The organism is Nitrospiraceae bacterium (assembly GCA_019637075.1).
Lineage (GTDB): Bacteria > Nitrospirota > Nitrospiria > Nitrospirales > Nitrospiraceae > JAHBWI01.
Genome location: JAHBWI010000004.1, coordinates 500,249 through 521,967, shown reverse-complemented (window position 1 = coordinate 521,967; position 21,719 = coordinate 500,249). Strand labels below are relative to the sequence as shown.

Here is a 21,719-nt window from a genome sequence, read left to right as displayed (position 1 = left end):
TACGGGTGGCGGCATGATTCTCTTCAACGACCTGGCGGCCCAATATCGATCGGTTCAGGGCGAGTTGCAGCAAGCGGTCCTGAAGGTATTGGAGAGCGGACAGTATGTCTTGGGGCAAGAGGTCGCAGCCTTCGAACGGGAGTTTGCGGAATATGCCGAGGTCTCCCAGGCCGTGGCTGTGAATTCTGGAACCAGCGCCCTGCATCTCGCGCTCTTGGCGGCAGGAGTCCAACCGGGCGACGAGGTCATCACGGTCCCGTTCACATTCGTGGCCACCGTGGCAGCGATTCGTTATGCCGGCGCCATTCCGGTATTCGTCGACGTACGGCCCGATACGCTGACCATGGACCCGGCGCTTCTGGCACGAGCCATGACCCCGAAGACCAAAGCGATCATTCCTGTCCACCTCTACGGTCAGGCTGCGGACCTGGATCCCATTCTCGCGGTTGCGAAAACGCGTGGAGTGGCCGTGATCGAGGATGCGGCTCAAGCCCACGGGACCAGATACAAGGGGCGTCGAGTCGGGGGCATCGGCGACCTCGGCTGTTTCAGTTTCTATCCCGGAAAGAACCTCGGTGCCTGCGGCGAGGGCGGCATCATCACCACCACCAACCCGGCTTACGTGAAGAAACTGCGCATGCTTCGTGACTGGGGCGCGGAGCGGAAATACGACCACGAGCTGTTGGGGTTCAACTATCGCATGGAAGCGGTGCAGGGAGCGGCGTTGCGGGTGAAGTTGCGACGGCTTGAAGGGTGGACTGCAGCGCGCCGGAAGTTGGCTGCAGCCTATGACCGTTCCTTGAAGGTCGGTGCGATCGGGCATGTGGCTAAGGCCGGGTACGGCGATCACGTATACCACCTCTATGTCGTTCGTGTGCAAGAGCGGCAGGCCATCATCGATGGGCTGCAAGCGAAGGGGATCCAGACCGGCATTCACTATCCGGTGCCCGTGCATCTTCAGCCTTGGGCCGCAGAGTTGGGGTATCGCGCCGGTCAGTTTCCGGAGTCCGAGGCCGCGGCCGCAACCGTGCTCTCGTTGCCGTTGTACCCCGAGATGCCCGAAGGCCAGGTCGCGCAGGTGAGCGCGGCCCTCTCGAGCCTGGTGCGTGAACAGACGTCGGTGGAGGGCCATGCTGCAGGTTTTTGATGTCGACCTGAGTCAACGCACGCTGGTCGAGCGCTATGAGCGGCTCTTCGACGAGTGTCCGGACGCCTGCATCCAACAGTCGATGGCCTGGTGTGAGGCCATCGGATCGCTGGGGCCGGATGAGCCGCTGTTTCTGCTTTGCGCGGATGAGCATCGGGATCTCGGCGCACTCCCGCTGTACCTGTATCGTGGGAGCGCCGGGAATATCCTCACATCGGTCCCGCAACCGGGCCCGCTCGGGGGGATCTTGTGCCGGCCTGGCCTTGAACCCGCCACCAAGGCCGAGGTGTATCGACTCCTGCTCGAGCGGGCATTGTCTTTGGCCGAGCAGCACCGCTGTCTGACGCTGAGCGTCATCACGAACCCGTTCGCCGATGATTCGGCCCTGTACGAGCGGACTCTCCAGCCCGATTTCGTCTTTGAAAACTTCACGCAATACGTGCCGCTCGATCAACCGGTACGCCGCAACCATGGCCATCGCAACAACGTCAACCGTGGACGAAAGGCCGGCTTCGACATCAGCTTCTGCAAGTCGGACGAGGACCTCTCGGCCTGGTATCAGATTCATCGGAAGCGCCATCAGGAGATCGGCGCGACGCCCCTCGAGTTGCGCTTGTTCGAGCAGCTGTTTCATACCTTGGTACCGCGCGGGAAGGCGCAATTGCTGCTTCTCAAGAAGGATGGAACCATCGTATCCGGCGGGCTGTACGTCTACCACCGCCGGGTCATGGACGTCTTCATGTTGAGCTTCGACAGCGCCTGGGAAAAGGCCGCCCCCAATTTTCTGAACACCGATTACTCCATGGAATGGGCCAGGGGACAGGGGCTGACCGTCTACAACTGGCAGTCCTCGGCCAACAAGCGCTGCGGCGTGTATGAGTACAAACGGCAGTGGGGCAGTCTTGATCGGCCCTATCACTTCCTCACCAAGATGTTCGGATCGCCTGATCGCATCAAGGCCTTGGGTCCGGAGGGGATCAAACGCGAGTACCCGTGGCACTACGTCGTGCCGTTCGGCGTGTTCGAAACAAACTTCGCACAGCAACGGTTTGCCAAAGGATGAGTGGAAAAGGAGACGCAAGCATGGCTACACCGAGTCCCGTCTACAGTTTTGCAACGCCGGCAGCGGAGGACTTCCCCTCCATCATCACGTTGGAGAACACCAACGTGTGTAACCTGCGTTGCGTGCATTGCCCGCAAGGGCAAGGGTTTCCGGATCGGCCGGATTACCATGCCACGTATATGGATTGGGATATCTACACCAAGGCCATTGATGAGATCTCGCGATATCCGATCACATTGTTGCGGTATTCGCCGGACGGGGAGGCCCTGATCCATCCGCAGTTCCTGGATCAGACCGCCTACGCCAAGGCAAAGGGCGTCAAGCCGGTCGGCCTGACCACCAACGGCATGTTGCTGGACAACCCGGCGATTGAGCAGGGGAAGCGGCATCCGCGCAAGACCATGATGGAACGGCTGCTGGAAATCGGCATCGATTTGATCGACATCAGTCTGGATGCGGCGAAGAAGGACTCCTACGAGCGCATTCGCGTCGGGGCGGACTATCACCGGGTCTGGTCGAATATCCATCGGCTGCTCTATCTTCGCGATCGCTTGAAGGCTCAGACGAAGATCATGTTGAGCATCATCGTGCAACCGGAGATTACCCAGGCCGAGGTGGATGAGTTCGTGAAGTACTGGACGCCCTTGGTCGACAGGGTGATCGTTCGCGGATACCTCTCGAACCTGGGCCTCACACCGGACAAGCCGGGCACGGTGGTGGATCAGATGAAGGGTGTGGAGCGCTGGCCCTGCCCGCAGCTCTGGAAGCGGATCACGATCGGTTGCGACGGCTCGATTCGGTTCTGTGTCGTGGACTGGCTGGAAAAAACCGCCATCGGCATGGTCGGGACCCACTCGATCCGGGAATTGTGGCACAGCGAGGAATACGCGCGGCTGCGCAAGGCGCACCTTGAGAAGCGGTTCTCCGACGCACACCACCTCTGCGGTCCCTGCACCGATTGGATGGGCATGCGCTGGGAGTGGGGATTTGAGTTGGCCGTGGATGCGGTGATGGGCAAACGTAAGGTGGCCGATGCTCCGCCTCCGATGCCGGCTACCGGTTCGCAGGGCAATCTCGTCCCTCTCGCGTCCATTGGACGGAACGCGGCCTGACCAAGGAGAACGTATGAAGGGCACAAGAATCCTCATCACGGGAGGAGCCGGCTTGATCGGCTCCCACATCGCGGACCTCCTGGTTCGTGAAGGGGTCGGAGAAATCGTTGTGCTCGATAATTTCTCGCGGGGACGTCGCGAGAATCTGGCCTGGGCCATGCAGCATGGCAAGGTCACGCTGATCGAGGGAGACATCCGAAATACGGACCAGGTCGCTCGGGCCATGAAGGGGATCGAGATCGTATTTCATCAGGCGGCGATTCGGATCACGCAATGCGCCAAGGAGCCACGGCTGGCTCTCGAAGTCCTGGCGGACGGGACGTTCAATGTCCTCGAAGCAGCGGTGCAAGCAGGGGTCAAGAAAGTCGTCGCGGCCTCTTCCGCGTCGATCTACGGACTGGCCGAGGAGTTTCCCACGACCGAACACCACCACCCGTACAACAACCGGACGTTGTACGGCGCGGCCAAAGCTTTCAACGAGGGGCTGTTGCGCAGCTTCAACGACATGTATGGATTGCCGTACGTCGCACTGCGCTACTTCAATGTGTATGGCCCGCGCATGGACGTGTACGGCGCCTACACCGAAGTCCTGATCCGCTGGATGGAACGCATCGCGCAAGGACAGGCACCGATCATTCTGGGCGACGGCACGCAAACGATGGATTTCGTCTATGTCGAGGACATCGCGCGCGCCAACGTGCTGGCAGCCAAGTCGTCGGTCACCGACGAAGTATTCAACGTCGCCACCGAGGTGGAGACCAGCCTGAATGACTTGGCCAGGCAGCTGCTGGGTGTCATGGGGTGTTCGCTCAGGCCGGAGCACGGGCCGCCGCGAGCGGTAAACCCGGTGCCGCGGCGTTTGGCGTCCACGGAAAAGGCGGCTCGGATGCTGGGTTTCAAGGCCCAAACTTCGTTGGAGCAGGGCTTGCGCCGACTGGTCGACTGGTGGCGTGCGACCTTGGCCCTGGAGCAGGACGCGAAGAGGAGGGCGGCATGAAGCGGGCACTCATCACGGGCATCACCGGGCAGGACGGTTCCTATCTCGCCGAGCTGTTGCTTGGAAAGGGCTACGAGGTCCATGGGATCGTGCGGCGGGCGAGCACGTTCAACACCGGCCGGATCGATCATCTCTTTCAGGATCCGCATGAGGCCGGCGCACGGCTGCATCTGCATTACGGGGATTTGGCCAACAGCGAGCAACTAGCGAATGTCGTGTACAACATCCGCCCGGATGAGATCTACAACCTGGGCGCGCAATCCCACGTGAAGGTCAGCTTTGATATGCCGGAATATACCGGTGAAGTGACCGGCATGGGCGTCACCCGGCTGCTTGAGGCGATTCGCCGCAGCGGTATCACCACGCGGTTCTACCAGGCGTCGAGTTCCGAACTCTATGGCGATTCACCCGCTCCCCAGAGCGAACTCACCCCGTTTCGTCCCAGAAGCCCGTATGCCGCGGCCAAACTGTATGCCTATTGGATGACTGCCAACTATCGTGAAGGCTACAACCTCTGGGCCTGCAACGGCATCCTGTTCAATCACGAGAGTCCGCGTCGCGGCCCCACCTTCGTGACTCGGAAGATCACGATGGGCGTGGCTGCCATTCTGGCCGGCAAACAGGACAAGCTCTATCTTGGAAATCTGGATGCCAAGCGTGATTGGGGCTATGCGCCCGACTACGTCGAGGCCATGTGGCTGATGCTGCAGCAGGAGCGTCCCGACGACTTTGTGATCGGCACCGGGGAGGTGCGAACCGTCAAGGATTTCGTGCAGGCGGCGTTCGACCATGTCGGATTGGACTGGCGCGAACATGTGGTGGTGGATCCGCGCTACTACCGTCCCACCGAAGTCACTCATTTGCTCGCCGACGCATCGAAGGCCAAAAGTCAGCTCGGCTGGACTCCTCGCGTCACGTTCACTGAACTGGTCAAGATTATGGTCGATGCCGATGTGCGAGCCATGCGGAACGAGCCGGAGGGCCGGCGCATGCGGCCGATCGAATCATTGGCGGCGTAGGTTGCGAGGCGGACGGAGCGCAGGAGCACCATGGGATTCTGGCAGGGCCGTACAGTGCTCGTCACGGGTGGTAACGGCTTCATCGGCAGCCACTTGGTGGAAATGCTCGTCCATGAAGGAGCGGTAGTGACCTCGACCGCCTCGTCTGAGGCGACGCGTTGGCGGTACCTCGAAGCGGTGCGATCGGACGTTCGGACGGTGGTCGGTGATTTGGCCGATGTGGAGACGGCCCGGCGTGCCGTGAACGGCCAGCAGATCGTCATGCATCTGGCTGCAAGGGTCGGGGGGATCCAGTACAACATGGATCATCCAGCCTCCATTTTCAGGGGCAACATGACGGCCTTCCTGTCTGTCATCGAGGCGGCCAGACTCGAGCGGGTCGAGCGGTTCTTGGTCACCAGTTCAGCCTGCGTCTATCCCCGCCATTGCACGGTACCCACTCCCGAGGCAGAAGGGTTTCGCGACAGACCTGAGCCCACCAACGAAGGGTATGGATGGGCCAAGCGCATGGAGGAGTTTGTCGGCGCCGCCTATGCCGATGAGCACGGGCTCTGCGTGCGCGTCGCGCGTCCCTTCAACGCCTATGGTCCGCGGGACAACTTTGATCAGGCGTCAAGCCATGTGATTCCCGCGCTTATTCGGCGGGTGGAAGCCGGGGAAAATCCCTTGTCGGTCTGGGGAGACGGCAGCGCGACAAGAAGCTTCTTGTATGTGACCGACTTTGCGCGCGGGTTGATGGCGGTGGCGGAACATGCATCCGACCCTGCTCCCATCAATATCGGGAGCGACGAAGAAGTGTCGATGGCGGAATTGGCCCATATGGTCGTGGAGGAATCGGGACGAAACATGTCCATCCGTTTCGATGCCTCGAAACCAGCCGGCCAGCCGCGCAGGGCCTGTGATACGACCAAGGCCAGCCGACTGCTGGGGTTCCGTGCTGAGGTGCCCCTGCGGCAAGGACTTCGCCGGACGTTCGAATGGTACCGCGCGTGTCAACCGGCGAAGGCAGCGTGATGCGACGATTGTTGCCCCAAGAAAATCTCTCGGGTCAGCAGGATCATGGCTTGTCGGCCAAGGCGATCCGCCGGCGCCTGCATGCCCTGGTCAGGGAGCATGCCGCGGCGACCAGCGATACGCCCATGACTGACGGGCTGCCGTTGTCGAGGACCACACTGGCTGCGGAAGAATTGATTGCAGCGCTCGACGTCCTGCTGGATGGCCGGCTGACCATGGGGGCGCAGACCGCCGCCTTCGAAGCCGAGTGGTCTTCCTGGCTCCCCGCGGCGTTTTCACTGATGGTCAATTCCGGCTCGTCGGCCAATTTGCTGATGTTGGCCGCGCTCGCCTTTCCGGGCGGGCCGCATCAACTTCGGTCCGGAGATGAAGTCATTCTGCCGGCGGTGGGGTGGTCGACGTCATTGTTTCCCATCGTCCAGATGGGGTGCGTTCCGGTCTTGGTCGACATCGACCCGGTCACGTTGAACCTGGACCCGGCACAGGTTGAGCAGGCTCTGACGCCTCGCACTCGCGCAATCCTGGCGATTCATCTCCTGGGCAACCCTTGTGACCTGCCCCGGCTGCAGGAACTGGCCGACCGCCACAACTTGCTCTTGCTCGAGGATTGTTGTGAAGCCCACGGCGCCGCGATCGAAGGTCGGCGGGTCGGCACGTTTGGGGCTCTGTCGTCATTCAGTTTCTTCTATTCCCACCACATGACCAGCGTGGAAGGGGGGATGGTGTGCGGCGCGGATCGACGCACCTGGCATGATCTCCTGGTTTCCCAGCGGGCCCATGGTTGGATCCGCGGCCGCAGCGACGCCGCGGCCTGGTCCGCGGCTCACCCGGATATCGATCCTCGGTGGCTGTTTGTCACGACCGGCTACAACGTGCGGCCCACCGACATCAATGCGGCGATCGGTCGGGTCCAATTGCACAAGCTGTCGGATTTCGTAGAGAAGCGGCAGGCCATCCGCCGCCGGCTGTTGGCCAGGCTCAGACCGTTTGAATCCTGGCTGGCGTTTCAAGGAGAGCTGCCCGGGCACAGTCATTCGGCGTTCGGTTTGTCTCTGGTGGTGCGACCGGATGCGCCGTTCACCCGTCAGGCCTTGCAGTCCTTTCTCGAGTCGCGGCGGATCGAGACCCGGCCGATCGTCGGGTCCAATCTTGCCAGACAGCCGGTCATGCGACATGTGCTGCATAAGATCGTCGGCCCATTGACGCAGGCCGATCTGGTCCACCGTAACGGGGTCATGCTTGGAAACCATGCCGACCTGACCGCAACGCAAGAAGACTATCTCGTCGGTTGTATCGATGAGTTCATCCGGCAAGCAGGGAAACGGGCGGCCTGAGCCTCCCGAGGACGAGAGGCGAGGCATACATCATGGCGATTCCCCTGACAAAGGTGATGATGGGACCGGAGGAACGGGCTGCCGTCGAGGCGGTCTTGGACTCTTGCTGGTTGACCCAAGGGCCGCAGGTCGCGGCGTTCGAGCAGGAGTTTGCGGCGGCGGTCGGCGCGCCCCATGCCTGCGCCGTGTCGAACTGCACCACGGCACTCCATTTGGCGCTCCGGGCCCTCAACATCGGCCCCGGCGACGAAGTGATCACGGTCAGCCATTCGTTTATCGCTACGGCTAACAGCATTCGCTATTGCGGCGCCGTCCCGGTCTTCGTGGACATTGCGTCGGACAGTTGCAACATCGACCCGGACCTGGTGGCTCGCGCGATCACGCCTCGAACGAAGGCAGTCCTGTGCGTGCATCAGATCGGGATGCCCTGCGATCTCAACGCCCTGCTCCCGATCGTACGGGCACAGGGAATTCCCCTCATCGAGGACGCTGCCTGCGCAATCGGCAGCGAAATCCTGATCGACGGCGGCTGGCAGCGGATCGGACGCCCTCACGGGGACATCGCCTGCTTCTCATTCCATCCTCGCAAGGTCATCACGGCGGGAGAGGGCGGCATGCTGACGACTGCCAATGCGGAGTATGACCGCCGCTTCAGGCTCTGGCGTCAACACGGGATGACGGTCAACGACCGTCAGCGGCATGAAGCGAACAGGGTCCTCTTCGAGGACTATGACGAGCTTGGCTACAACTATCGGATGACGGATCTGCAGGCCGCAGTCGGTCGCGCGCAGCTGAGGCGCTTGCCGCAGATCGTGGCGCAACGGCGCGCCATCGCGGCTCGGTATCTCGACCGTTTGTCGCAGTCGGGGCTGCACCTGCCGGTGGAGCCGGCCTGGGCGCGGAGCAATTGGCAAAGTTTCTGTGTAGGACTTCCAACGGAATGCGGACAACGGGAGACGATGCAGGCTCTGTTGGATGCCGGTATCGCAACACGGCGGGGCATCATGTGTGCGCACCGCGAACCGGCTTATGCGAAGGAGCCTTGGCGGCCGGGAAGCTTGCTGGAGAGGAGCGAGGCAGCACAGGATCGTTCGGTGATCCTGCCCCTCTATCCCGGAATGACGGTGGACGAACAGGACGAGGTCGTGCGTCAGGTTCGGCTTGCAATGGTTGCGACGAGCGCGGTGCGAGGTTGATATGAAAATCGTGTTTTGCGGGCCGGCGTGCAATCAGCCGAACGGCGAGGGTTCCTACGCCTACCACAATATGCGTGCACCCCTCCTTGAAATGGGGCACGACATCATCGACGTCGATTTTCGCGCCGAGCTGGCGCAGCGGGGGAAAGACGGATTTGCAAGGATGGTGCGGGACATCGTGGATCGGGAGAAGCCGGAGCTGTTCTTCCACATGGTGTGCGAAGACGAGCTGTCTCCCGAGACGGTGCAATACATCTCGGCGAAGACCTCCACGCTTGCGGTCGCATTTTTCAGCGACGACGACTGGCGGTTGACACACTCCTTGAGCGTTGTGGCCCCATACAACTTCGGCGTGACGACGGCCAGCCAGGCCGTGCCGGTCTATACCAAAGCCGGTTTCACGAACGTCATATTCAGCCAGTATGCCGCGAATCCCAAACTGTTCCACCCTATCGTCGGGGTGGCGAAGCAGTACGACGTGACCTTCGTCGGTCAGGCCTATCAAGGCCGTCCCGAGCTGGTGACGTGGTTGAAGGAGCAGGGACTGTCCATCCATGTGTGGGGACAAGGGTGGGAGCGGGTTCCGGCCTTGCGAGAGTGCTCGGGTGGCTTCCTTCCACAGAACGAAGTCCTCAACGTGTTCGCAGCCAGCCGTATTGTGTTGGGCATGTCCTGGACCTCCGATGCCAAGGCGTTGCAGATCAAGGGGAGGATTTTTGAGTATGCCTCGGCCGGCGTGTTTCAGCTCAGTACCTATGATGCCAGACTGGCAGATTATTTCGCGTTGGGCCGGGAGATCGAGCTGTATCGGGACCAGACCGAACTGCTTGAGAAGATCCGATATTACCTTGTCCACGACGAGGAACGGGAGCGCATCGCGCAAGCCGGGCGCGCACGTGTTCTCAAGGACCATACCTGGACGCACCGGTTTGAGCAGCTGTTCGAGGGGATGAATCGCCGGTTGCCGCCGGGCAAGCAAGTGTTGCGATCGACGGATGGCGCCCCTGTGTCGCAACCGTTGCCGGCTGATGCCGAGCACGAGCCCAAGGTGTCGATCATTTGCACGGTCCTCAACGGCGAACGCTATCTGGATGAAACGATCCGATCAGTCCTGAATCTGGACTACGCGGATTGGGAGTTAATTCTATTCGACGACGGGTCTACGGATGGGACGCGCAACATCGCGATGCGTCACAGCCACGACCCCCGAATCCGATACATCTACCACACGAACATCGCGCAATCGGGACGGTATTTCGATCTGCTCCTGAATACGTGCATGGAGTATGTGCGGGGTGAGTACGTTGCGTTCATCGGGGCCGACGACAATTTCATGCCGGAGAAGTTGTCCGTGCAGCTGGCGGCGATCGAGGCGGATCCGACCATCGACTTGGTGTTCTCGGACGGTATGCACATCGATGCCTCAGGACGCCGCTTACCGTCTGATTTTGGGTTTGCCGAATCCAAATGTTTTACTTCACGGAGTTTGTTGCGCACCCTGTTCAAGAAGAACATCGTGGCTCATCCGACGGTCTTACTGCGCAGGGATGCCATCGAACGGCTGGGTGGGTTTGAAACAGGGTTTTGCCCGGACTATCAGTTCTGGCTCAAGGCGGCGCGGTTTTTGCGGTTTGCCTACATCGACAAAAAGCTCGTCCAGTACCGGGTCCATGACCAAGGGGTCTCGACGGGGAAGGCCAGCAAGACGCTTCCCGAGACCGTCAAACTGCTGGGCATGATGCGCGAGCGTGTGACCATCCATGACCTGTACCCGGAGCTGGATGCGTGCAGCGACAAGTCTGCAGCGTTGTACAGTGCATACCTTCATTTCGGGTTGCTCCTTGCCATGGCGAATATTCCGGTTCCGCAGCAGGCCATCCTCGAATGGCAGCGGGCATTGGAGCATCGTCCGGATGGGATTGAAGCCGTCAACAATATTGCGGTTGTGCTGGCATTGATGGGGAGCCCCGAGAAGGCGGAACGATGGTTGAAGACGCGCAACGTCCGATTCGATCAAGCTCCGCCGGCTCAGGAGAACCGGTCACTGCTGAAACAGCTTGTTCAGGGGGCGAAGACCCTTCCCAAGGCCTTTATGTTCATGAGCGAAGACCCCGAGGACAGCGAATTGCTTCGACGGATGGATCCCCCGGCGCAGTTGGAGATCAATCGGCATTACTACGGTCGGTTGGTCGCCGGGATCCAATCGGTGAAACGGGCTTCGGCATCGACTCCGGCGGAGCCGGTTCGCCAGGCGCCCGTCACGCAAGGTCCATCGAAAGCCGAGAGTCGTCGCCCTGCTTCGATGCCGCCCCTTAAGCCCGTTCAGGCCAGTACACCGCTGGTCTCCGTGATCATTCCGACGGTCAATCGTCCTCAGCAACTGATGGAAGCCGTGAAGAGCGTGCTTGCCCAGACTTTGCAGGACTTCGAAATCATCGTGGTCAACGATGCCGGGAGCGAAGTCGAACCCCTGCTGGCGGCCTGTAGCGGCTCTCGAGCAATTACATACATCAGACACGGAACGAACCTCGAGCGGTCGGCGACACGCAACCATGGACTCAAAGTCGCGAGAGGAAAATACATCGCCTACCTGGACGATGATGATCGCTTTCTCCCTCATCACCTGGAAACCCTGGTCGGCTTTCTCGAAACGCATGACTACCGGGTCGCCTATAGCGATGCCTGGCGTGTGACCCAGGTGAAGGAAGGCGAGCAGTACAGAGAGGTGGGCCGAGACGTACCCTATTCCAGTGACTTCAATGCGCAACAACTGCTGATCACCAACTATTTCCCGATACTTTCCGTCGTCCACGAACGCGCCTGCCTCGATGAGGTGGGCTACTTCGACGAGTCGCTCAGCTCCCATGAGGATTGGGATCTCTGGATTCGCTTGTCGCGCCGATTCGCTTTCGCGCACATCAAACAGACGACATGCGAATTTACCTGGCGAACGGACGGCAGCTCCACCACCAGTCGAAACCGGAAAGATTTCTTGCGGACCGCCGAAATCATCTATCGAAAATACCGGGACATCTCCAAAGCGATCCCCGGGGTGTGCGAGCTGCAAGCGCAATCGTTGCAGGCATTGCGGGAGGCCACTGAGGGTAAAGACAGAACGTATGTGTGCTCCATCATCATTCCGGTGTGGAATAAGGTCGAACTGACGCAGCAGTGCGTGACGGCCTTAGCCGAAGTCACCGACGAGGTCGACTATGAAGTGATCATCGTCGACAACGGTTCGACCGACGGAACCCCTGCGTTTCTCGGGCAATTGAGCGGGGATGTGCACATCATCCGCAATGAGGAGAACCTGGGATTTTCCAAGGCCTGCAACCAGGGCGCCAAGGCGGCTCGGGGGGAGTTCCTGGTGTTCTTGAACAACGATACGATTCCGTTGAAGGGGTGGCTTTCTGCCTTGGTCGAGGAGGTGCAAACCCATCCGGATGTCGCGGTGGTAGGCAGCAAATTGCTGTACGAAGACGGGACCATTCAGCATGCCGGTGTGGCGTTCTCACGCGAACAATACCTCCCGTACCACATTTATGCGGGGCGGGATGCGAATCTTCCGGGGGCCTGTCATCGGCGTGAATTCAAGTGCGTGACCGCCGCATGCATGCTGGTGCGGCGGGAAGTGTTCTTCTCAGTCGGGGGCTTCGACGAGGGCTATCGAAACGGGTTTGAGGACGTCGACCTGTGTCTACAGATCGGCCAGCAGGACTGGAAGATCGTCTATCAGCCTAAGAGCGTGCTGTACCATTTGGAAAGTCGTACGCCGGGGCGGAAGGCGCACGAAAAGGAAAACAGCCGCAGGCTGCTCGAACGTTGGGGGCATTGTTGGTGGCTGCCGGATGAGGATTTGATTCATTTCGAAGACGGCTATGCCTTCCATACGATCGCGAAGGACGGCAAGTTGACATACCGGCTTGAGCCGATCACATCCGAACGGATGCGACGCGATCGGATGATCGTGGCAGAAGTGCAACGGGTGGCCCAACGGCAAGATCGCGAGGCAGTCGTGGCTTGCTTGAAGCAACCGGATGAGTGGCCGGCGGACGTATGGATTTTGCGTTGGGCGACGCTGCTCTGCGTGGGCGTAGGCCGTCCGGATCTTTCGCCTGCGTTCTGGCAAAAGGTGTTGCTGTCGGAAGAGGACGACCGCGGCCGGATTGTTTTGGCCAAGGCGGCAATCGGGGGCGGTGACGTGGCGGAAGCCGAACGACAATTGAGCATCTTGCTCGCCAACCATCCCGATCATGGTGAAGGGTGGCTGCTCCGGGGCGTGATGGCCATGCAGCGTCAGGCCTATGCCGATGCGGGTGCGGCGTTCGCTGCCGCTCGTCGCTATGGTGCCGATGACCGCAAGGCAGGATTGGGGATAGTGATGGCGGCCGTAGGGGAAGATCGCTTTGAAGCCGGCTGGGAGACGGTGCGACCCCTCTGCGAGGCATATCCCGACGACGAGGAATGTCTCCATTGGCTGTTGCGCTGCGGGACACCGCTTGCTCAGTGGAGTGCACTCGAGCTTAGGCTGAAGACATTTGTTTCTCGAAATCCCGCGAATCTGGCCATGCGTTTTGCCTGGGCGGGGGTATTGCTCCGGTTGGGACGGGTGGTCGATGCGCGGGCAGAATGTGATCGGATCAGGCTATTGGATTCAAGTCTGGAAGGCCTTGAGGATTTGGAGAAACAGCTCAGGGATGCGGAGCAAGGGGCCGCGATCGGACATGTCGCCTAGCGCGGAGGTCTTGCACTCGCGTGCGTTGGTCGTGCAACTGGCTCGGCTGGGAGATCTCATCCAATCGGTCCCGGCGATCGATGCCCTGCGTCAGGCCTATCCGACGCGGGAGCTCGATGTGCTCTGTGCCAGTCCGCTGGTATCAGTGCTGGGCCAGTATCCCGGTGTGCGGCGCGTATTGGGTTGGGACGGCGGACAGTGGCGCGGACTGGCCGAGCAATGGACCGATGAGCCCGGGCTGGCATTGCGTTCGGTACAGGCACAGCTATCGACCGAGGGGGTTGCGCCTTACGAGGTGGTCTATAACCTCAACCAGCACTCGCGAAGCATCATCGCAGCCCATTTGTACGGCGGACGGGTCGTGGGGGCAGGGGCGGCCGGACCCCTTGATCCGTCGCTGTCGCTTTGGGGCGAGTATCTTCGAAGCGTGGCCAAGGATCGCAGCGGGAATCGGATTCACTTGGCTGATGCCTGGTGTGGATTGTGCGGTGTCAAACCACTCGGACGTGCGCCGCGTCTGACTCGCGGGGCGGAACGATTGCCTCATGACCTCGAGGGGGTTGGCAAGGCAAGGGGGTTGTGGTGCGCGTTAGCCGTTGGGGCTGGAGACAGGGAACGCTGTCTGAGTGCGGGCGACTGGGGGAACTGGGCCCAGGCCTACCTGACGCATTTGCCCGAGGCGCATCTGCTCCTGGTTGGGAGCGGAGCGGAGCGGGAGGTCGGTCGAGCCGTTGTGGAAGGGCTCTCATCCTTATCGCAAGGACGAGTTTGGGATGCGACGGGCCGGACAACCCTGCCGCAATTGATGGAACTGTTATCCCGTTGCAGCTGGGTGGTGGGGGCCGATACCGGTCCCTTGCACGTGGGGACGGCCGTTGGGGCAAGAGCCTTAGGGTTTTATTTCGCGCGGGCGCGTGTGCATGAGACCGGGCCGTACGGGGACGGGCATTGGGTTTTTCAGCACGATACGACGGAGCACCCCGCGTCCTGGCCATGGGACGCCAGCGTCGAATTGTTGGCCGGCCGATCCGGAGCGCCGGAGCGAGGATGGACGCTCTGGAAAAGTCATATGGATGAGTGGGGTGCGTTGTACACGCATGATGCGGAGAGCGAACGAGCCGCCGGGATGCGAGAGTCGATCTGGCGGTCGCTCTGTCCTTGGGTTGAGGAGAAGATAGCGGTATGACGCTGTTCGAGCGGAACTGCGCCGTGGTGACCGCCGGCAATCCGGAGCTGGTCGCAAGGATGAAAAGTGGGGAAGGAAGCGTCTTGGAGATCCTCGATGCGCGAAGCGGAGTGGCGTCCGCCAAGCGGGGAGGGCGATGGCTCCATAGCGCCTACGATCCGGTGCGAGAGGCGGAGACCTGGGCTCAAGCTCAGGCAGCTTCGTGCAAAGAACGAGAGCTGATCGTCGTGGCCGGCGTCGGCTTGCTGTACCACGTCGAGGCGCTTCGACGTGTGTTGCCGCCGGACCAAAGAATTGCAGTGGCGGTGCCAAGTGTCGCTGAGCTGCGGGATGCGTTGACTGTGCGCCCCCTGGGATCGTGGGGAGAGGCACTCCTGTGGTGTGCGGGCTCACCGGAAGCCTCGGTCGAGAAGCTGTTGCAGGAAAATAGGCCAATCCGGATGTTGAGCTACGGGCCGGCCGCCCAGCCGGAGGCGGATTGGCTCGAGCGCTTCGGTAAAGCACTCACGAGCATGGCGGCGCGCAAGCAGGGCGGACAATTGACGATCGCCGTCGTCGGGCCGATCTACGGCGGTTCCCTGCCGATTGCCGGTTACGTCAGACGTGCGCTCGAGAGCTTGGGACACAAAGTGCAGTGGATCGATCACAGTGTCCACGCCCGCAGCTACGAGACGATGGGGGGGCTGAAGGACGCCCGCAACCGGCAACTGCTGCAGAGCCGCTTTGCGGAGGTGCTGAGCCAGTACACGATGGCGTCGTTGGCCGATTCTCCGCCGGACCTTGTGCTCTCGCTGGCCCAGGCGCCTCTCACCTTGCCGGTATTGCAGCACTTGCGAAAGAAGAAATTCCTGACCGCAATGTGGTTCGTCGAGAACTATCGCCACCTGACCTATTGGCAACAAATGGCGGCCGGCTACGAATTCTGGTTCGTCATTCAGAAAGAGCGATGCCAGGAAGCCCTTCGGCAGGCCGGTGCCCGTCAGGTCCATTACCTGCCGATGGCGGCTGATCCGTCGGTCCACCGTCCGCTCGAGTTGACGGAGGCGGAGCGGCAACGGTATGGGGCCGACGTGGCCTTCGTCGGAGCGGGCTATGCCAATCGGCGGCAGCTGTTGCCGTCGCTGATCGGCCATCCCTGGTCCTTCAAGATTTGGGGCAATGAATGGGACGGGGCCACGGACTTGTTGCCGGCGTTACAACTCGGCGGTGCACGCATTGATACGGAGACCTGCATGAAGGTCTTCAATGCCACCAGGATCAATGTGAATCTGCACTCAACCACCGGACTTGGCTTGGATCCTCAGGCCGATTTCGTGAACCCGCGGACATTCGAATTAGCGGCCTGCGGTGCGTTTCAACTGGTGGACCATCGTTCCTTGCTCGACGACGTGTTCTCATCGGAGGAAGTGTCGTCGTTCCGTGAGTTTCGCGAGGTACCGGGCATGGTTCCCAAGTGGCTATTGGACGATGCGGCCAGGACTGCCATGGCGGCGCGGGCCAAGGCGCGTGTATCGGCGGAGCACACTTACGTGCATCGCATGTCCGAACTGTTGGCGCAGGTCGGGGTCGCGCATCCGGATCGGGTAGGGGCCGTGCTGCGGGGAGATCGTCAGCAGGCTGCGTTGATCGATCGCTCCGGCGACGTGCCCGAGCTGCAACGGCTGCTGGCTGGGTTTGCACCAGGGCAGCGGGTCGAACTGAAGGATGTGGCGTCGAGCATCCGGGCAAAGGGACCGGGGGCGTCCTTGAAGCGTGAGGAATTGATGGTCTTGATGTTGGATGAATACCGTAGCGAAACGCGGGATCTGTTATGAAGCGGCAAGTCCTCCTGATCAACATTACTCGAATGGGTGATCTGGTTCAGATGGGAGCGTTGCTGCACCGTCTGCAGCAGGAGCAGCCTGAGACCGCCGTGGACCTGGTTGTCGATGATCGATTTGCGCCGGTGGCGGCCATGTTGCCCCATCTTCGCCGCGTGGTGAGCTACGATTTCCATCGTCTGATGGATGAAAGCCGGGCGCAGGCGTTGGACGTCGTGAGTTTGTATCGTGACATGACGACGTGGGCAGCTCCGTTGGTTGAGGCCGGATATGACCGCGTCGTGAACCTCACCTTCAACCACCGTTCCGGCTTGCTCGCCTCCTATGTCGGCGCACGGGAAATCCGCGGAGTGGCGGCGGCCAAGGATGGCGACGTGGCCATCCACAATCCCTGGATGGCGTATTTAACCGATATGCATCACCATCGGCGGGTGAATCATTTCAATCTGGTCGACATCTATGCGCTGGGAGGAAGCGGTATCGGAGCCTTCGCGCCGCTGTCGCTCACGGTCCCTGCCGATGCGATGGATTGGAGTGGGCGGTTCCTTGCCCAGGCCGATGGCCAGGCCGTCGACTGGATCGCCGTGCAAGTCGGCGCCAGCGATCCGATGAAAGCCTGGCGAGCCGAGTCCTTCGGTCAGACATTGGCGTCGATCACCAAGGGGACTCCCGTCGGGCTGCTGTTCATCGGGACTCAGGAGGAACGTGAGGCGATCGAGACGGCGCAGCGTGCCTACCGTCAGGCCGGGGGCATCGCTCCCTTGTGTAACGCGCAGGGGCGAACAAGCCTCCCCCAATTGGCGGCCCTCCTTTCACGCTGTCGCCTGTTATTGAGCAACGACACCGGTCCGATGCATCTCGCGGTGGCGGCCGGTACTCCGGTCGTCAACCTCTCAGTAGGGCATGTCGATTTCCGGGAGACCGGCCCCTACGGACCGGGGCATTGGGTGGTGCAACCGGACATAGCCTGCGGGCCATGCGGTTTTGATCAGGTCTGTTTTCACCATGCGTGCAAGGACCAGGTCGTGCCCGGGCAAGTGGCCGAACTGTGCCGGTATCTCCTCGGCAAGGCCGATCGGCCTGCGCATTGGACCGGCGTGCGAGTCTACGAGTCCTGTGCGGATGAGGATGGACTTGGAGGGTATCGTTTGCACGCCGGCATTGAAGAACCGATGACGGCCTGGTATGGACGATTTTGGCGACGCTTCTGGTACCGGCAATTTTCAGGGCAGGAGAGCAAGGTTGCCGCACCGCCGGGAGACCCACCCGACATCCGGATGTTGCGGGGACTTCTGAACGGCCTGACTCCGCTCGCCGCGCAACTCGTGGCGCAGGCCGGCGAATTGGCTCGGCTCAGCCGCCAGCGGCCGCTTCCTGCGCGCCTGTTGCAGCAGGCGCAACTGACCGAGGGAACGTTGCGGTCCCAGGCCCTCGCGATGAGCAAGCAGAGCTATGCGACGGGCCCGTTGGCCGCGGCGCTCCTGCGCGATCTCCATGCCGATGACGGTGACGGGTTGACCGGCATGGCCCATTCTCGCACGGCCACCTATCAACGATGGCAGACACGGCTTCGTGCGGTTGCGGCAGGCTGCATCGGCTCGAAAGACCGGTTCGATCTGGCGCGTTCCGCCTAACCTCGAAAGGAGAACGTCATGGAAATCGTCCTGGATCAAGAACGTTGGCAGGTGGCCGATGATCGAACCGTGATGGAGGCGCTCGGCGAACTCAGCGACCGTGTGGATCGGGACAAACGAATGGTGGTGTCATTGACCATCGGTGGAAAACCCGTGACGGATCGTGACTTGGTTCCGGCCTTGTTGGAAAGGCAGGTGAAGGAACTCGGGACGATTGAAGCCCGCTCGCGTTCGCTCCACGACATCGTCGTGGAAGCGAAGACCGCGATCGATGCCTATGCACTCCAACTCCATCGGGACGGAACCTCATTGGTGTCTTCCTTGAGAAGCGGTCTGGGCGGCGTCGCCTCGATCGATTCCTGGTTGGGCCGGTTGGCTGATTATGCGGAGCTTTTGGAAACCGGGCGGGCGCAAGGCGTGCACGGTTATGATTCGTCCCGGCTGGCTCCTTGGATTCGGGAAGTGCTGGAGGCGCGGTCCTGCGTGGATGCCATCCGGATGGCCGATCTGCTGGAATACGAATTATTGCCGCGCTTAATTGAGCACGATGTGGCTGCTTGATGTCGGTTGCTGCAGGCTCCTGTCCACTGCCGCGCAGTGGGTGAATGATCCCACGCACGGAGGTGCGCAATCCCGCTTAAGTCTGACCGGGGGATGCCGATAAGAGCCCCAGAGGATGGTGTGGAAGACGGCGGGGATGTGGCCACTCTTCGATCGGGAGCCGCACCAAATCATCGGCACGGACGCTGATGATGCAGGGAATCCAGTGCAGCAGCTTCAGGAGGAAGTAAGTCATGGGATTAGTAGTCAATACCAACCTGGCGTCACTCGCAGCTCAACGCAACCTGACTGTGAACAACGGGCAATTGGCGAAGTCGGTTGAGCACTTGTCTTCAGGCCTGCGGATCACGCGTGCTTCAGACGATGCCGCCGGATTGGGCGTGTCAGAAACGTTGCGCGCCCACATTCGCAGCATCAACCAAGCCAACCGGAACGCCAACGACGGCATCAGCTTGACGCAGATCGCGGACGGCGCGGCCTCGTCTATCGGCAGCTTGTTGTCGCGCATGCGTGAATTGGCGACCCAGGCCGCCAGCGGTACGGTCGGCACGACCGAGCGTTCCTATCTGGACCAGGAATTCGTCGCCTTGCGTTCGGAAATCGACCGGATCGCGAGCGTGACCGAATTCAACGGCCAGGCGTTGTTGAGCGGTTCGAACAACACCTTCTCGGTGTTCGTCGGATTCAAGAGCGGTGCGGACAACTCATTGTCCCTGAATCTCGACGACCTTGATGTCGCCTCGGTGGGCTTGACCGGCGCCTCGATTTCTTCGTCGGCGGCTGCCCAGTCCGTGTTGGCGACGATCGACGGCGCCATCAGCACCGTCGCGACCGCCCGCGCCGAATACGGTTCCATCCAGAGCCGGTTCGACGTCGCGATTCAGAACCTGCAGGTGACGTCGGAGAACTTCACCGCGGCAGATTCTCGGATCCGCGATGCGGACATCGCGTACGAGACGTCGCAGTTCACCAAGAACCAGATTCTGACCCAGTCTGGTATCGCAGTGCTGGCTCAAGCCAACTCGTTGCCACAGCAGGCCCTGGCGCTGTTGCGGTAAGGTAAGGTCAACCTCCGTAGGGCGGCTCTCTCTAAGAGGGCCGCCCTCGGTCAATGGAGGCTCTCATGCTACACGAAGTCTCTAGTCAGAAAGACCTTCTGGCCACGGCAGGCCAGGTGAGCCAGGCGACTCCGCAACGTATCGGCGAACAGAAAGACCCATCAACGGAAAGCGGTGAAGCTCAGGCAGAACATATTTCGGATAAGGATCTGCAGCAGGCACTGTCGCGGGTGCGCGAGGTGTTCCAGAAGGCGGATCCTCGGTTGGAATTTTCGGTTGATCAGGATACCGACCGGGTAGTCGTCAAGGTCGTGAACGGGGATTCGGGCGAAGTCATTCGCCAGATTCCACCGAAAGAGGTGCTCGATATGGCGAAGAGCCTCGAGCAACCCACGGGATTGCTGCTGCACCAAAAAGCTTAGATCCCGAGACGACATGAAAGGGATGTCATGGCGGCGATCAGCTTCGGCGGATTAGGCAATGGCGTGGATTTCGGCCAAGTGGTCACCCAGTTGGCCCAAATCCAACGCCAGCCGATCGATGCCCTTAACCAGAAGAAGCAGAATCTCCAGTCGAAGCTGGATGACTATACGGTTTTGGGAACGAAACTTCTGGCATTTCAGAGCGCTGCCGACAAGCTGCGCCTCTCCAGCAGTTTCGATCAGAACAAGGCGTCGGTCAGCAATGAAGACATCTTGACCGCCACCTCGACCACGACGGCAGGTTCCGGCAGTTACTCCATTCAAGTCACCCAGCTCGCACAATCGCACCAGATTACCAACAAAGCCGCGAAGGCGGTCAGCTCCACCACCACAGACATCGTAGCCGGCTCGTCCGCCGGCTTTACCTTCAAAGTCGGAACCGGCGCTGATCAGACCATCAAACTCGGAGCCGACGCGACGCTCGAGGACTTGCGGACCGCCATCAACGACCTCGGGGCCGGCGTTACCGCCTCCATCATCAATACCGGAACCGAATCGACCCCGTCCTACCGGCTCACGCTGACTGGCACTAGCACCGGCGCATCAAATGTGATTTCCGTTCTGACGGACGAGACAAGTTTGGATTTTGCAAATGTTTCGGGGACCGGTGGAGCAGACACCTTGCAGTCGGCTAAGAATGCGACCCTCGTGATTGGAAGTCCAGACGATACGACCATAACCGTGCAACGTGAAAGTAATGTCGTCAACGACGCCATACCGGATGTCACACTGACGCTAAAGAGTAAAACTTCAGGCACCCCTGTTGCCGTGAATGTGAGCAGTGATCCGGGAAAAGTTCAAGAGAACATCAAGGCATTCGCATCTGCTTACAATGACATCGTGAAATTTGTGAATGAACGAACCACTTACGACACGACAACAAAAACGGGCGGAATATTCTTCAACGAATCCACCGCCAAATCGATGCTTTCTAGGCTTCGATCGGCGCTCTCGGAATCCGTAAGCGGAACCTCAACATATAGTAGCGTTGGGCAAATCGGATTCAAGACCGAACGAGACGGCACGATCACGGTGGATGATGCTCAATTGAGCACAGCATTGAATACAAACTATCAAGCGGTCCGCTCCCTATTTCTCAATCAAATCACGACCACTGGAGTAGCGCAACGTGTGACGTCTGCCGTCGATCTACTCGATGACGTAGGGGCTGGAAGCCTAACGATCAGAAAAAACTCTATCACGGATCAAATCAATAGGTTGTCAGATGATATTGCCAGGAAGGAAGATGCAGCGACTCGATATGAAGAGCAGTTGCGTTTGCAGTTCGCCCAGTTAGATAGTCTTTTGAGTCAACTTCAGAGTCAATCGAAGTCGCTGCAAGCGCTTGGATAGAGGTGGAG

General features: G+C 60.5%; 16 protein-coding genes. All 16 read left to right on the top strand.

Going from position 1 to position 21,719, the window contains the following annotated elements:
* On the top strand, positions 1-1,147 hold a 1,147-nt coding region (locus tag KF814_13710), incomplete at its 5' end, for a DegT/DnrJ/EryC1/StrS family aminotransferase (protein MBX3237202.1).
* A complete protein-coding gene (locus KF814_13705; GenBank protein MBX3237201.1) occupies positions 1,131-2,210 on the top strand; it encodes a GNAT family N-acetyltransferase in 1,080 nt (359 codons plus the stop codon). The genes KF814_13710 and KF814_13705, both read left to right, overlap by 17 nt.
* A 20-nt stretch (positions 2,211-2,230) precedes the next feature.
* A complete protein-coding gene (locus KF814_13700) occupies positions 2,231-3,322 on the top strand; it encodes a radical SAM protein (protein ID MBX3237200.1) in 1,092 nt (363 codons plus the stop codon).
* 13 nt (positions 3,323-3,335) lie between these two features.
* Positions 3,336-4,319, top strand: coding sequence for an SDR family NAD(P)-dependent oxidoreductase (locus KF814_13695; protein ID MBX3237199.1), 984 nt, complete (start codon positions 3,336-3,338; stop codon positions 4,317-4,319).
* Entirely contained in the window at positions 4,316-5,338 is a 1,023-nt protein-coding gene (gene gmd, locus KF814_13690) for a GDP-mannose 4,6-dehydratase (protein MBX3237198.1), read from the top strand. The genes KF814_13695 and gmd overlap by 4 nt, the downstream gene beginning before the upstream one ends.
* A 30-nt stretch (positions 5,339-5,368) precedes the next feature.
* Complete coding sequence (locus tag KF814_13685; GenBank protein ID MBX3237197.1) at positions 5,369-6,352, top strand: NAD-dependent epimerase/dehydratase family protein; 984 nt, start codon at positions 5,369-5,371, stop codon at positions 6,350-6,352.
* Positions 6,349-7,686: a DegT/DnrJ/EryC1/StrS family aminotransferase gene (locus KF814_13680; GenBank protein ID MBX3237196.1), complete on the top strand. Its 1,338-nt coding sequence runs from the start codon at positions 6,349-6,351 to the stop codon at positions 7,684-7,686. Before KF814_13685 ends, KF814_13680 begins: the two co-directional genes overlap by 4 nt.
* Before the next feature lie 32 nt (positions 7,687-7,718).
* Positions 7,719-8,882: a DegT/DnrJ/EryC1/StrS family aminotransferase gene (locus KF814_13675; protein MBX3237195.1), complete on the top strand. Its 1,164-nt coding sequence runs from the start codon at positions 7,719-7,721 to the stop codon at positions 8,880-8,882.
* A 1-nt stretch (position 8,883) separates the two neighbouring features.
* Positions 8,884-13,617: a glycosyltransferase gene (locus KF814_13670; GenBank protein ID MBX3237194.1), complete on the top strand. Its 4,734-nt coding sequence runs from the start codon at positions 8,884-8,886 to the stop codon at positions 13,615-13,617.
* Positions 13,607-14,803 carry a glycosyltransferase family 9 protein gene (locus tag KF814_13665; GenBank protein ID MBX3237193.1) on the top strand — a complete coding sequence of 399 codons (1,197 nt, stop codon included), beginning with the start codon at positions 13,607-13,609 and terminating at the stop codon, positions 14,801-14,803. Before KF814_13670 ends, KF814_13665 begins: the two co-directional genes overlap by 11 nt.
* Positions 14,800-16,617, top strand: a complete 1,818-nt coding sequence (locus KF814_13660; protein MBX3237192.1) for a glycosyltransferase — start codon at positions 14,800-14,802, stop codon at positions 16,615-16,617. The genes KF814_13665 and KF814_13660 overlap by 4 nt, the downstream gene beginning before the upstream one ends.
* A complete protein-coding gene (locus tag KF814_13655; GenBank protein MBX3237191.1) occupies positions 16,614-18,257 on the top strand; it encodes a glycosyltransferase family 9 protein in 1,644 nt (547 codons plus the stop codon). The genes KF814_13660 and KF814_13655 overlap by 4 nt, the downstream gene beginning before the upstream one ends.
* Positions 18,258-18,275: 18 nt before the next feature.
* A complete protein-coding gene (locus KF814_13650; protein ID MBX3237190.1) occupies positions 18,276-18,818 on the top strand; it encodes a hypothetical protein in 543 nt (180 codons plus the stop codon).
* A 233-nt stretch (positions 18,819-19,051) separates the two neighbouring features.
* Positions 19,052-19,876: a flagellin FliC gene (locus KF814_13645; GenBank protein ID MBX3237189.1), complete on the top strand. Its 825-nt coding sequence runs from the start codon at positions 19,052-19,054 to the stop codon at positions 19,874-19,876.
* 65 nt (positions 19,877-19,941) lie between these two features.
* The gene (locus KF814_13640; protein ID MBX3237188.1) at positions 19,942-20,298 is read left to right on the top strand and encodes a flagellar protein FlaG; all 357 of its coding nucleotides are present in this window, start codon (positions 19,942-19,944) and stop codon (positions 20,296-20,298) included.
* A 27-nt stretch (positions 20,299-20,325) separates the two neighbouring features.
* Complete coding sequence (gene fliD / locus KF814_13635; GenBank protein MBX3237187.1) at positions 20,326-21,711, top strand: flagellar filament capping protein FliD; 1,386 nt, start codon at positions 20,326-20,328, stop codon at positions 21,709-21,711.
* The last annotated feature ends 8 nt before the right edge of the window (positions 21,712-21,719 follow it).